We start from the raw sequence: 13,421 nt of genomic DNA, 5'->3' as shown, positions 1-13,421 counted from the left end.
GCGCGTGAAGCCTGGACGGCGGCGCAGCCACGGCAACGGCGCGCGCACGCGCCCGTCGGCGCAGGCGACGACGGCACCGGCCGCGCTCATCGCCCGGCCACCGCGTCGACCGCAACCCGCGCGTCCAGCGCCTGCAGCAGTCGCGGATCGCGCTGGTAGAGGTCGTCGATCAGCCGCACGCCGCCGGCGCCGTCGTCGACCGCCGTCAGGTAGAGCAGATGCACCGGCAGGGGCTCGGACAGATCGACCCGGGTCTCGACGCCGCTGGCGATGACGGCGTCAATGCGCGCTCGGTCGAAGCCACGCGCGCCGGCCAGCACCCAGTCGGTCAGCGCCAGCGCCTCCTCGACGCGGATGCAGCCGGAGGAGAAGCTGCGGCGCACCCGCCCGAACAGGCCGCGGCTGGGCGTGTCGTGCAGGTAGACGTCGTGGCTGTTGGGCAGGATCAGCTTGACCTGGCCCAGCGCGTTGGCAGGCCCCGGCTGCTGCCGCAGGCGATACGGGAAGCGATTGCGCGAGAGCTGGCTGAAGTCGACACCGGCCACATCCACCGGCTGGCCCTGCGGATCCAGCAGCGCATAGCCACCGCGGGCGAAAGCCTGGGGATCGCGCTGGAACAGCGGCAGCTTGTCCTGGGTGGCCAGCCGGCGCGGCACTTCCCACCAGGGGTTCAGCACCACATAGCGCATGCGCGCCGAAAAGCTTGGCGTCTGCCGGTAGCCCGTGCCGACCACTACCCGATGCACGCGCTCGATGCGGCCGGCATTCCAGGCCTCCAGCCGGTAGTCGGCGATGTTGACGCGCAGATGGCGGGCACCGAGATCCGCGGGCAGCCAGCGCCAGCGTTCGAGGTTGACGCGCAGCTGATCCACCCGCTCGGCCGGTCCGCGCGCGAGCTGGGCCAGGGTCATGCGCCCCGCCACGCCGTCGGGCTCCAGGTTGAGTCGCTGCTGGTAGGCCTTCAGGGCAGCTTCGAGGCCGCCGTCAAACAGGTCTTCCGGGGCCTGGTTGGCCTTGCGCGCGGCTTCGAGGCTGCTGTCGAACAGGGCCTCGGCGCCAGCGCCAGCCTGTTCCGCACCGGGATCGGAGTGAACGCCGGACAGCGGCGCGCCCTGCTCCCCGGTAGGGCCTTGCGCACCCGCACCAGCAACCGCGACAAGGCCGATGGTCGCACCGGCCGCGTCCAACGATGTCGCCACCGTCGGCAGCGGCTCCGCCGCATGCCCTTCCGCCCGCAGCAGGGCGCGCAGCTGGGCGACGCGCGGCCCCTGATCGCCGGGCTTCAGGCTGTCGCCCGGCTCGACCGGCGGCGGCCGCGGCGCATCGAGCTGGGCGCGCTCACGCTGCAGGGCCTCGCGCAGCGCGCGGTAAAAGGGGTCCTGCGGCGCCAGTGCCTCCAGCGCGGCTGCCACCTGTCCCGAGTCGAGCGCGGCCTGCAGCGCCACCGGCGCATCCAGGCTGGGCCGCTGCACCGTCCAGTCGGGCTCCACGCGAACCGGATCGATGCGCCCACCGCGCAGATGCGAGGCCAGACTCAGCCAGGCATCGCTGGCCAGCAGCTCCTCGGCCAGCGTGCAGGTTCCGGTCGCGCCCAGAACATCGAGGTGGTAGTCGCGCGGCAACAGGCCGTGCGTCCCGCTGCCGGCGATCGCGACCAGCAGTTCGCGGTACTCAGGCCCGCAGCCCTGCGCGGTCCAGGCGCGCCGGTACCCCCGCGCCGAATAGAACCCACGCACCGCATCCGGCGCATGCAGGGGTCGGCCCTGTACCTGCAGCACTTGGCCAGGCTGGCCGAGCAGGGCCTGCAGCGCAGCCTCGTCCGAAATCGTCTGCGAGAACGCGGCCAGAGGGCTCAGCAACAGGGCGACGACACCAAGGGAACGGCAAGCAGGAAGCGAAATGCGCATGGAACGATCGGAGCCGGGACGCGAAGGGCGAAGCGCGCATTGTGCCCTGTCGCGGGACGTTCACCGGCGACTGGCTTCGGCGATCGAGGGCGCTTGGCGCCGGGCGATGCTGCCCTGCGGCGCGGAGCAGCGGTCAGGGCGCTCCTGCTGTGCCCACGGTCTGCCCTGCGCGGGCCAGCCGCAGGCAAGACAGGCTGCGCGCATTGGCCAGCCAGGCCGGGTCGGGGTAGTAGGCGAACAGCAGCTGGCCGTGGCGCAGCTGGTTGATCAGCGGTCGGGCCACCGCATCACGCACCGCAGGGCAGCCGTGGCTGCGGCCCAGACGGCCCTGCGTCCGGGCGAACTCCGGGTCCACGTAGGGCGCGCCGTGCATGACGATGGCGCGCTGGCGGGCGAGATCGTTGAAGCCCGGGTCGAGGCCATCCATGCGCAGCGAATAGCCGTTGGCCCCGTAGTAGGTCTGGTCGGTGACGAACAGGCCCAGACTGGTCTGGTGGCTGCCTTCGATGTTGGAGAACTCGGTGGCCAGGTTGTCGCCGCTGCCGCGGCCGTGGGCGACGTGTTCGGCGTACAGCAGGCGTTTGCGCGCCATGTCGAACACCCACAGGCGCGGCTCGGTGGAGGGCAGCGAGTAGTCGATCACGGCCAGGCGTCGCGCCTGCGGTGCCTCGCCGCCGCGACGCGCGCAGTCGTAGGCCGAAACAGCCAGCTCCAGCACCTCGGCCTTCAGCCCGGGCGCCTGCTGCAGCAGGCGCTTCGATCGGTCACCGGCGAAAGCGGAACTGCAGCTGCAGGCGAGCACCGCGAAGGCGGCCAGGCGGGAAACTGAACGCAGGATCGATCGACGCATGGGCTCGGGAGCATACGTGCCGCGCCGGGCCGCGTCGCGTGACCGCGGGCACAGCCCGACGGCATCGCGCGATTCAGCGCTCCACATCAATCCGCCAGCCGCGCTCCCTGAGAAGCCCGAGCACCGCGTTCTGCAAAGCGACACGCTCTGGCTCGGGGATCGGCTCGACCTGAGCGCTCCCCAGCGCGGCGACGCGGCGACGATGTTCTTGAAGAAACTCGAGTTCGTCATCCCCGCGAAGGCGGGGATCCAGTGGTCTCGCCACTGAGGCAGGCTGGAACGCCCCCCGCCCCGCCTTAGCGAGGACGGACGCTACCCGGGGGCGACGATCCTCCGGGCGATCCGCAGCGCCGCCAACAAAGCCCCTGCCCCGCTCAAGCCGCCTTCACCTGCACCACGGTGCCATCGACCGCCACCACCCGCACCCGCGTGCCCTGCGGCAGATCCGGCCCCTCGGCCCGCCAGAAGGCATCGCCGATCTTCAGCCGGCCGCGACCATCGACGATGGCCGACTCCAGCGGAAACACCTGCCCGACCAGCTGCGCACCGCGGCGGTTGAGCGTGGGGTGATCCTCCGGTTTGGCGTTGATCCGCGCACGCAGCCTCCAGCCGATGCCCACCGACACCAGGCCCAGCACCCCGAACAGGAACCACTGGACGACGGGATCGATCGGCAAGGCCAGCACCAGCACCGCGGTGGCGACCGCGGCAAAGCCCAGCCACAGCAAAAAAGTGCCGGGCAGCAGGGCCTCGGCCGCGAACAGGGCCAGCGCCACGCCCCACCAGAACCACGGCGACTGCATCCAGTGGCCCATGTCGATCACTCCACCCGGAAGTTGGCGGCGCCCGCCGGGCGCGGCGGCGGGGTCGGCGCCTTCGGTGCAGCCTCGCCGCGATGGGCCTGGGCCAGCTCGGCGATGCCGGCCAGCGCGCCGAGGATGCCGGTGCTCTCCATCGGCAGCAGCAGGGTCTTCTGGTTCGGGCTGCGCGCGAACTCCTTCATCGCCTCGACGTACTTCTGGGCGACGAAGTAGTTCACTGCCTGCACATCGCCCTGGGCGATCGCCTGGCTCACCATGGTGGTCGCCTTGGCCTCGGCCTCGGCCAGGCGCTCGCGCGCCTCGGCGTCGCGATAGGCGGCCTCGCGGCGGCCCTCGGCTTCGAGGATGGCGGCCTGCTTCTCGCCTTCCGCGCGCAGGATCTCGGACGCGCGATGGCCTTCGGCGTCGAGGATGTTGGCGCGCTTCTCGCGCTCGGCCTTCATCTGCCGCGCCATCGAATCAACCAGATCGCGCGGCGGCTGGATGTCCTTGATCTCGATGCGGTTGACCTTGAGGCCCCAGGGATGGGTGGCCTCGTCGACCACGGTCAGCAGCTTGGCATTGATCTCGTCGCGTTTGGACAGCGACTCGTCGAGGTCCATCGAGCCCAGCACGGTGCGGATGTTGGTCATGGTCAGGTTAAGGATGGCGATCTCCAGCTGCGCCACCTCGTACGCGGCCTTGGCAGCATCCAGCACCTGGTAGAACACCACGCCGTCGACCTTGACCACCGCGTTGTCGCGGGTGATGACGTCCTGGCTTGGCACGTCCAGCACTTGCTCCATCATGTTCATCTTGCGACCGATCGCATCGACCCAGGGAATGATGAAGCCGAGGCCGGGCGGCAGGGTGTGCGTATAGCGGCCGAAGCGCTCCACCGTGTACTCGAAACCCTGCGGCACCGAGCGCACGCCCTTGAACAGGGTGATGACGACGAAGCCGATCAGGATGACGACGAAAATGCTCATTGAATCCTCCATGGGGCCCTCCGGGGGGCGAGACGAGGCGGGGAGCGCAAGATGCAGCGCGCCGGGGGATGCTACGTCAGCCGTGGCCGCGCCGCGATGCGGCGACAGCCTGCGCGAGGACGCAGCACCCGGTGCATCGTGACAGCCTGCGCACTCGACGAGGGCTGCGCTTCGCCCCTGCCGGTGCATTGGCTACACTGCGGTGCGCCCCGCCGAGGGGTTGGGTTTTCAAGCACGGGGATGGGCATGGGGATTCTGGACGAACTCAAGCAGGAGGCCGAGCGCCGCCGCACTGGCGAGCACGCGGTGCTGCAGGAAGAGCCCAAGGAAGGCCTGTGGACCGAGCGCCTGGGCCCGAAGGTGCAGGACCTGTACGAGTTCCTGAAGCAGCTCACGACGCATCTGAACGAGCTCAAGAAGCGCATCCGCGTGGTCTACAGCCTGCCGGGCTATGGCGATGTGGTTGCCCAGGTCGAGCCGCCCTACAGCCTGCGCGCCACGCCGGGCTCGGACAGCGTCGAGATCGCCTTCGACTGCTTCGCCCAGGTGGTGTCCGAAGAATGCCCGGTGCTAGAAACCGAGGGCCTGGTCCGCACCCAGGCGGTCAACCAGGTCTTCACCAAGCACCGTCTGTCGGGCCTGCAGGAAAGCCGCAAGAATGCCAACGGCGAGGTCGTGGCCGGGCGCTTCCAGGCGCGCGGCCGCATTCCGCTGACCCTGGCCATCGAGGCCGGACAGGCGCTCGGCGTCGCCCGCATCACCCTCACCAACTTCTACGGCTTCGCGGCCACCACGCGCAGTTTCCGGCACCAGCAGCTCACGCCCGCCCTGTTCGATTCGCTGGGCCGCTACCTGACCCACGACGACGCCAGCTTCGGTCGCGAGAACGTCGACGAGGACGTGCGCCGCTCATTGGCGGCCAAGGTGCAGCGCGAACAGGCCAAGCGCCGGATCGAGCAGGATCTGGCCGAGCAGGCCGTCGAGGATGAAGAGCGCGTGCGCAGCCTGATGGCCGGCAGCCGGCTGGTGCAGATGATCCAGAAGCTCCTCGGTCGCTGAGGGCGCTGGGTTCGCGCCCACTCGCAGCCGATCGATCGAAGCAACTCTTTGGGGTCGTGCGCCACAGGCGCACCCTACTCGAAGCTTGGCCTCGGCTCGAATCTTGGCTCCGACTTCGATGAAGACAAGGCGTCATTCGTGCTTGCAGGGTGCGCGCGTCGCGCACCGCCGCGAGCGACGCGCGCCGGGCAACCAGGACCAGCACGCGGCTGCATGCCCTATCGCGCACCGTCGCCTCCCACGGCCTTGCGGACAGCGCTATTCAAAGCCGCTCGGTCGGCTCCAGCCCCGGCGCTTCGCCCGGCTGCGGCGCATGCAGTACATGGCGGGTCTGGCGCAGGTACAGCCCCCAGAATCCGATGGCCAGCAGGCAGCCGGTCAGCGCAGTCAGCGCAAGCCCGAGCACGCTGGCGCTGACCAGGGGTGAGACCAGCCCGGCCACGCCGGCATTGATCAGCAGGCTGACGAAGCTCTGCATCGACGAAGCCGCGCCGCGGTGGCGTGGATACAGGTCGAGGATGGCGAGGGTGACGATCGGGAACACCAGCGCCACACCGACCGAGTTCAGCGCGATCGGCAGCACCGCCCAGGGAAACAGAGGCGTCTCCGCCAGCGCGGCATAGGCAACGCCGGCAAGGGTCGCGAACAGGCAGATCCCGAAACCGATCGAAGCCGCGCGGCGCGCGCTCAGGCGGCCGGCGGTACGCCCGGAAATGAAGGCACCCAGCGCCATGCCGCCGACCGCCGGCGCGAAGAACCAGCCGAACTGCTGCTCATTCAGGCCCATGTGCTGCATCACGAACACCGGCGCGGAAGCGATGTAGATGAACAGTGCGCCGAAGTTGAGCGTGCCGATCACGCTGAGCGTCATGAAAGTGCGGTTGCCCAGCATGGCGACGCTGGTCTTCCACAGGCTGCCGGCCGAGAACGGCAGCCGCAGCGGCGCGGGGTGCGTCTCCGGCAGCGCCAGCGCGGTGACCAGCATCAGCAGCGCGGCAAAGGCCACCAGGAACCAGAAGATCATCTGCCAGTTCGACCAGCCGAGGATCCAGCCGCCAATGATTGGCGCGATCGCCGGCGCGATGGTGAAGATCATCGAGATCTGGCTCATCAGCCGCTGCGCGTCGGGCCCGTCGCGCAGGTCACGCACGATCGCGCGACCGACGATGATGCCCACGCCCGAGCTCACCCCCTGCAGCGCGCGCCAGACCAACAGCTCGGTGAGGCCCGTGGACAGCGCGCAGCCGATCGAGGCGAGCAGGAACACCGCGATGCCGACCAGCAGGACCGGCTTGCGGCCATACGCATCCGAGAGCGGGCCGTGGATCACGCTGGCCAGCGCATAGGCGAACAGGTAGACGCTGATGCTCTGCTGCATGGCCGCGGCAGTGATCGCGAAATCGCGCTGGATCACCCCGAAGGCCGGGAAGATGCTGTCGATGGTGAAGGGCCCGAACATCGCCAGCCCGCCGAGGATCAAGGCGAGTCGCAGCTGCGGAACCGTGGGGCGGGTGTGGGGCATGGGCTCAGGGCGGTGGCAGAAGTGGACGCATCACAACCGCACCGGGGCCTGCAGTTGCACAAGCCAGACGGCGGCGCGAAGCCGGCGAGCCTACAGGGTCGACGCAGGCGTCGCTCGCATCAGGCGTGCTGCCGGCTACGCGGGCAGATATCGCCAACGAGGCCGGAGCCTCGACCGCGCAATGTCGGGGAGGTGCCGAGGATGGGGCCAGAGCCGGCGGATGCGCTGCGCTTGTCCGCCCTACGAGTTCCAGTGACGCTTTGCCGCGATCAAAGCCGAACGCGTCGGCGCGTAGGGCGGACAAGCGCAGCGCATCCGCCAGCAAGTCCCGCAGACGCAGCGCAGGCGCGGCCCCGCAAACGCTCACTCCAGACCCAGCTCGCGCGCCAGCGTCTCGGCCATCGCCCGCGTCACTTCCGCCGGCAACACCGCCTGCCGCAGCACCGGCAGCGCCTTGATGAGCAGCGCGCGCGCCTGCGCACGCTCGCCGCGGAGCTGGTGCACGCGCGCGCGCTCGACCTGCAGGCTGGCGATGTCGAAGGCGCTGCCCTTGACGCGCTGCAGATGCACGATGCCGGCGTCCAGGCTCTCGGCCGCGGCTGCCAGGTCGCCCTGCAGCGCGAGCAGATGACCGCGCACTCGCGCCATGTAGGCGTAGATCGCATGATCGGCGGGCAGCAGCGGGCGCATTCGCGCTTCCGCCACCTCCAGCGCCGCGAAGCCATCCTCGGGCCGCCCGCGGTGGCGCGCCAGTACGGCGCGCTGCCAGGCCAGCATGGCCGGCTCGAAGGCCTCCTCGCCATCGAGCGCCAGCGCCTGTTGCTCGAGCGAGGTCAGCGTTTCCAGCGCCTCCTCGCCCCGCCCCAGCAGACCCAGCGTGCGGGCGCGCGAGCGTCGCGCCTGGCGCAGGCGCAGGCTGTCCATCTGCGGCTCGCTGGTTTCGAGCAGGGCGATGCCGGCATCGAACTGCTGCAGTGCGCGCGCATAGTCGCCCGCCGACTCGGCGACCGCCGCCAGGTTCAGGATCAGCGGGCCGCGTTCGGCCGGCACTTCGGCCAGGCTGTCGCTGGCCGCCAGCGACTGCTCGAACGCCTGCTGGGCCTCGCGGAAACGCGCCTGTTCGTTCAGCGCCAGACCCAGCGCATTGAGCAGGAACGCCATGCGCGCATTGCGCTCGCCGACCGTGCGCGACTGGATATCGATCGCCTGCCGCGCCAAGGCTTCGGCCTCGTCGGCGCGCCCCAGCTGCACCAGCGCCTCCAGCCGGCCGCGCATGAAGTTGACGCGCTCGGGCGACTGCGGATCCACCCGGCCGCGCATCAGCACGTCGGCGGCGTCGAGCACGGCGAGGGCCTCCTGCGGTCGACTGAGGTTGTTGTACATGCCGGCCAAGGCCTGGTGCGCATTGGTCAGCACGTCGAAGGGCGCGTCCGCCAGCGTGGCGCCCGCCAGCACTTCGCGCCACAGCACTTCCGCCCGCTCGAAGTCGCCCAGGCGGTAGTGCGCATAGGCGAGCTGGTCGGCGCTGCGCAGGCGCTGCAGCGGGTCGCCGGGCGCGTGCAGCTCGCGCAGGCGGGCCGCCCGTTCGGCATGCGCGAGCGCGACCTGCGGCTCGCCGAGCAGGCCGAGCACGCTCGACCAGGCGTCGAGGTCCTGCGCCAGCGCAAGCGCCTCTGCCGGGTGCTGCGGGTCTTCGGCAGGCACGCCGCGCGCGAACAGCGCCGCCGCGATGTCGGGCTCGCCCAGCGCCTGGTAGAGATGCCCGAGCACGCGCCGCACCTCGCCCTGCACGCGCGGGCGATCATCCAGCACGGCTTCAAGATCGGTGCGCGCGGTATCGGCGAGCTCGCGCACGCTGATCTCACGCTTGTGCACGCGGTCCGGCGTCAGCGCCACCAGGGTGCGCGAGAGAAATCCCAGCGCTGCGCGCGCGTCGGCCGCTTCCTCCTCGGCGCGCGCGCGGTCGGCCAGCGCCGCGGCTTCCGCCAGCAGGGCGCGGTCGCGCGCCACGTCCAGCCGCCACACGAACAGCAGGGCCGCGACCAGCAGGCCGGCGGCAATCGCCACGCCAGTGCGGTGGCGACGCGCGAACTTGCGCAGGCGATAGATCGTGCTGTCCGGCGCCACGCGCACCGTCCGCCCGTCCAGCCAGCGCTGCAGATCCGCGCGCAGGGCTTCGACCGTGGGATAGCGCAGGCCGGGGTCGTCGGCGCTGCCGGCTTCCAGGATGCCACGCAGCTCGGCGTCGAGCCTGAGCCCGATGAAGCCCGGCGGCAGCGCCGTGGCCTCGCCGGGCTGGCGCTCGCCGGTGAGCATCTCGCGCAGCAGGATGCTGAGCCCGTAGACATCGGTGGCGGTGGTGATCAACCCGCCGCTGCGCTGCTCGGGGCTGGCGTAGCCCGGCGTCCACACCCGCGTCGAGGTCTGCCGGCTGTCCTCGCCCTGGCTCACGTCGACCAGCTTGGCCACGCCGAAGTCGAGCAGGCGAGGATCGCCGTCGGCCCGCACCATCACATTGTTCGGTTTCAGGTCGCGATGGATCACCAGGCGCTCGTGCGCGTGCTGCACGGCATCGGCGATGCGGTCGAACAGGGCCAGGCGCTGGCGCAGGTCGAGCGGATGCTCGGCCAGCCAGTCGAGCAGGGTCTGGCCGTCGACATACTCCATCACCACATAGGGCTGACCGTCTTCGGTCTCGCCGCCGTCGAGCAGGCGCGCGATGTTGGGATGATCGAGCTGGGCCAGGATGCGCCGCTCGTGGCGCAGGCGCCGGCGCTCGTCCTCGGTGGGAAAGCCGCGGATCAGCTTGATCGCAACCTTCTGCTCGAAATCGCCGTCGGCGCGCTCGGCCAGCAGCACCGTGCCCATGCCGCCGGCGCCCAGCTCGCGCAGGACCCGCCATGCGCCGATCCGCGCGCCCTGCCCCACTTCGTGCGCGCTCGCCTCGATGATCCGCGTCACTACCCGGCCGACGGGATCCCGCAGCTCGCGCGTGCCGCTGGCATCCAGCGCCAGCAGCCGCTCCAGCTCGGCGCGCTGCGCTTCCGGCAGCTCAGCCAGGCGCGCGCGCTGCACGTCGGCCGGCAGATCCGCCAGCGCGTCGAACAGCTCGGCCAACTGCCAGGAATCGCCCGCCATGTCGTCCTCCGGAGGTGCGCGCAGCATACGTCCGTCGGGTTCACCCCGACATCCGCCGCCCGCCAGGGGTCCGAGGGCCGTGACGGCGGCCTTGATCCGGCCTGCAGGCCTGCCCGGTATACTTCGCGGCTGTCACGCCGAGGGGCGCTGCGACCGGGGTGGGCCCGGCCAGGCTCGGTGCGGCTCTACACGTTGAACGGCGCCCGGTGACCGCGAGCCTCAGCTCGCACGACGCTCGCTTCAGCGAGCCGTCATAACCCGGAGCTACACGCATGAACGCACAAGTGAAAGAACTGCCCTTCACCGACTTCAAGGTCCGTGACATGGGCCTGGCCGAACTCGGCCGCAAGCGCATCCGCATGGCCGAAGAGGAAATGCCCGGCCTGATGTCGATCCGCGCCAAGTACGCCCCGCAGCAGCCGCTCAAGGGCGTTCGCCTGTCGGGCTCGCTGCACATGACCAAGGAAACCGCCGTCCTCATCGAGACGCTGAAGGCCCTCGGCGCCAACGTGCGCTGGGCCAGCTGCAACATCTTCTCGACCCAGGACGACGCCGCCGCCGCGATCGCCGCTGCCGGCATCCCGGTGTTCGCCTGGAAGGGCGAGACGCTCGAGGAGTACTGGGATTGCACCCTCGACATGCTGACTTTCCCGGGCGGCAAGGGCCCCGAGCTGATCGTCGACGACGGCGGCGACGCGACCCTGCTGATCCACAAGGGCCTGGACATGGAGAACGGCGACACCTGGGTCGACAGCCCCGGCGCCAACCATGAGGAACAGGTCATCAAGGATCTGCTGAAGCGCACCCGCACCGAGCGCCCCGGCTTCTGGAAGACCGTGGCCGCCGAGTGGAAGGGTGTGTCGGAAGAGACCACCACCGGCGTGCACCGCCTGTACCAGATGATGGAAGCCGGCAAGCTGCTGGTGCCGGCCATCAACGTCAACGACTCGGTGACCAAGTCGAAGTTCGACAACCTGTACGGCTGCCGCGAATCGCTGGCCGATGCCATCAAGCGCGCCACCGATCTGATGATCGCCGGCAAGGTCGCCGTGGTCTGCGGCTACGGCGACGTCGGCAAGGGCTCGGCCCACAGCCTGCGTGGCCTGGGCGCCCGCGTCATCGTCACCGAGATCGACCCCATCAACGCCCTGCAGGCGGCGATGGAAGGCTTCGAGGTCAAGCGTCTGGACCAGGTGCTGGGCGAGGCCGACATCTTCGTCACCACCACCGGCAACCGCGACATCATCACCCTGGAACACCTGCAGGGCATGAAGTCGAACGCGCTGGTCTGCAACATCGGCCACTTCGACAACGAGATCCAGGTGGACCGGCTGAACGCCGAAGTCGCCGCCGGCCGCGTCGAGCGCGACACCATCAAGCCGCAGGTCGACCGCTACACCTTCAAGGCCACCGGCCGCAGCCTGTACCTGCTGGCCGAAGGCCGTCTGGTCAACCTCGGCTGCGCCCACGGCCACCCGGCCTTCGTGATGTCGAACTCGTTCTCGAACCAGACCCTGGCGCAGATCGACCTGTGGGCGAACAAGGACACCTACGAGAACACCGTCTACCGCCTGCCCAAGAAGCTGGACGAAGAAGTCGCCCGCCTGCACCTGGAGCAGATCGGCGTGCACCTGACCACCCTGACCCCAGAGCAGGCCGCCTACATCGGCGTGCCGGTGGAAGGCCCGTACAAGCCGGATCACTACCGGTATTGATCGGGGCTCGCGCTAGCGCCTTCGGGGGCTGGTGCGGGTTGATGAGGTTCAAGCAAACGGGCGCCCTTGGGCGCCCGTTTTTGTTCCAGAACTCCAAACCTTAGGAAGCTATTTATCCGATTGACTTGCCGCTCCCTCCACCCCTACTAAAGACGCAGAAGCGCCGAAAAGCGGGCACAAAACGATGAGAGCAACTTCAATCATCAGCAAGAGCGCTAGCCAAATCGATCTTTTCAAGGAGATACCGACTCGAAAAATCCCTTAAACCATTCCCTCTAACGTGGCGCATCATGGAAAGCACCTCTTTCGCTCGAAACCAGCCCTCGCGATTCTCATCGGAGGAAACCTCCTCCATCGATCGTATCGTCACCTTACGCCTCTCACTATCGAAGTCACCCGCGATCAGATAAGCCTCCACTACAATAAAGTGCCTGGAAGTCTCAACAACCCGAGGGGCTGAGATTCGCGCCACCTCATCAACCAGATCTCGCGGCGACAAATCACCCTCAGCGAACGAGGCATACAAGTCCGGTCGAATGGACCGAACGATAATCAGGAAAACAACAGGGTGCGGATCCAAATAGTAGTTGCTCGGGGTCCTCATTAGCACTGCGCAAGGCGAGTAAAGCACCTATCCATCTGTCTGAGCGACATCCTCAGTGCGCGAGAGAACTCCGCGAACGAATCAACAACGCTCGAATAATCGTAAGAAAAACTTGACGAATGCTGCATACGCTCATCAAAGATCCTCTTAAGGCCGTGACGCTCAATCAGTGATCGAGCATAGACTTTCCCGCTTCCCAATGGAAGCGAAAGGTCCAAGTCAATGAATCGCCGAAGATATTCCCGCGCGTCAATTCGCTCGCCATACACTGCCGCGGTAATTGCCTCGAGCTGCCTCTTATCGACAGAAAGGACGAATATCAGACCCTTTACGTCAAACAAGTGCTTAATCCTCTCCAGCAACTCGATCGCAAAGGTGGGCCGACAACGGTCCAGCTCGTCCACGAAAAACACCAAAGGCTTGGGATCAGTCTCTCCTCCCGCAACAGAGACAGCTGTAGCCAACGCGTCGCGGAAACTCTCCAGCGACTGTTTCTCACTCCTGAATGCCGAGACGACATCATCGGCAGATTCGACGGCAACCGTCGAGATAACGTCTTCTGCAACCTCTTCCAGATCGAGCACCCCCATCGTGCCCAACTTTACGGCAGCGAAAATGCCTCTCTTCGCAACTTTAGTGGCTACCTCCTTCACCTTGGCCATTTTGTCGCCAAAGCCCGACCCAGCAAGCCCCTCCGAGAGCGACAAGTCGTCCAGAGCAACAACCATTGGGACCAAAGGATCAGTAACGTAGTCCTCCTTCCATGCGTTGAAGTAAACACTAGGGAGCCTCTGAACTACACGGTTGGCTCAGTCTTGCCAGACTTGCAGGGCCATT

General features: G+C 68.2%; 9 protein-coding genes, 1 pseudogene and 1 riboswitch. Of the genes and pseudogenes, 3 read left to right on the top strand and 7 right to left on the bottom strand.

The genetic code is table 11. From position 1 onward, the window contains the following. Positions 1-86: 86 nt before the first annotated feature. Both Q0654_RS10030 and Q0654_RS10025 read right to left on the bottom strand, forming a co-directional pair. Positions 87-1,907, bottom strand: coding sequence for a L,D-transpeptidase family protein (locus tag Q0654_RS10030; protein WP_298853348.1), 1,821 nt, complete (start codon positions 1,905-1,907; stop codon positions 87-89). Between the two features lie 133 nt (positions 1,908-2,040). Next, entirely contained in the window at positions 2,041-2,757 is a 717-nt protein-coding gene (locus Q0654_RS10025; RefSeq protein ID WP_298853346.1) for a murein L,D-transpeptidase catalytic domain family protein, read from the bottom strand. Here Q0654_RS10025 and Q0654_RS10020 point away from each other — a divergent pair. Further along, positions 2,756-3,025 (top strand): hypothetical protein, encoded by a 270-nt coding sequence (locus tag Q0654_RS10020; RefSeq protein WP_298853344.1) that lies wholly within the window; start codon positions 2,756-2,758, stop codon positions 3,023-3,025. The genes Q0654_RS10025 and Q0654_RS10020 overlap by 2 nt on opposite strands. Before the next feature lie 106 nt (positions 3,026-3,131). On the opposite strand, the gene Q0654_RS10015 is transcribed toward Q0654_RS10020, so the two are convergent. Continuing rightward, complete coding sequence (locus tag Q0654_RS10015; protein WP_298853341.1) at positions 3,132-3,572, bottom strand: NfeD family protein; 441 nt, start codon at positions 3,570-3,572, stop codon at positions 3,132-3,134. A gap of 5 nt (positions 3,573-3,577) precedes the next feature. Continuing rightward, a complete protein-coding gene (locus Q0654_RS10010; protein ID WP_298853338.1) occupies positions 3,578-4,558 on the bottom strand; it encodes an SPFH domain-containing protein in 981 nt (326 codons plus the stop codon). A 234-nt stretch (positions 4,559-4,792) separates the two neighbouring features. Between Q0654_RS10010 and Q0654_RS10005 the strand changes: the two genes are divergently transcribed. Further along, on the top strand, positions 4,793-5,605 hold the full coding sequence (locus tag Q0654_RS10005; protein ID WP_298853335.1) for a hypothetical protein: 813 nt from the start codon (positions 4,793-4,795) through the stop codon (positions 5,603-5,605). Positions 5,606-5,867: 262 nt separating this feature from the next. Here the strand turns inward: Q0654_RS10005 and Q0654_RS10000 are convergent, their stop codons facing one another. Together Q0654_RS10000 and Q0654_RS09995 are read right to left on the bottom strand one after the other, a co-directional pair. Then, positions 5,868-7,127, bottom strand: coding sequence for a multidrug effflux MFS transporter (locus tag Q0654_RS10000; RefSeq protein ID WP_298853333.1), 1,260 nt, complete (start codon positions 7,125-7,127; stop codon positions 5,868-5,870). A gap of 363 nt (positions 7,128-7,490) precedes the next feature. After that, on the bottom strand, positions 7,491-10,265 hold the full coding sequence (locus Q0654_RS09995) for a serine/threonine-protein kinase (protein ID WP_298853331.1): 2,775 nt from the start codon (positions 10,263-10,265) through the stop codon (positions 7,491-7,493). Between the two features lie 133 nt (positions 10,266-10,398). Then, positions 10,399-10,477: riboswitch (S-adenosyl-L-homocysteine riboswitch) on the top strand. A 60-nt stretch (positions 10,478-10,537) separates the two neighbouring features. On the opposite strand from Q0654_RS09995, the gene ahcY reads away from it, so the two are divergent. Further along, entirely contained in the window at positions 10,538-11,980 is a 1,443-nt protein-coding gene (gene ahcY / locus Q0654_RS09990; RefSeq protein ID WP_298853330.1) for an adenosylhomocysteinase, read from the top strand. Between the two features lie 603 nt (positions 11,981-12,583). Here the strand turns inward: ahcY and Q0654_RS09985 are convergent. After that, positions 12,584-13,354, bottom strand: a pseudogene (locus tag Q0654_RS09985) (P-loop NTPase fold protein); the annotation flags it as partial. Between the last annotated feature and the right edge of the window lie 67 nt (positions 13,355-13,421).

Source organism: uncultured Aquimonas sp. (assembly GCF_937888285.1).
Lineage (GTDB): Bacteria > Pseudomonadota > Gammaproteobacteria > Xanthomonadales > Xanthomonadaceae > Aquimonas.
This window is presented reverse-complemented; position numbering and strand designations above follow the sequence as displayed.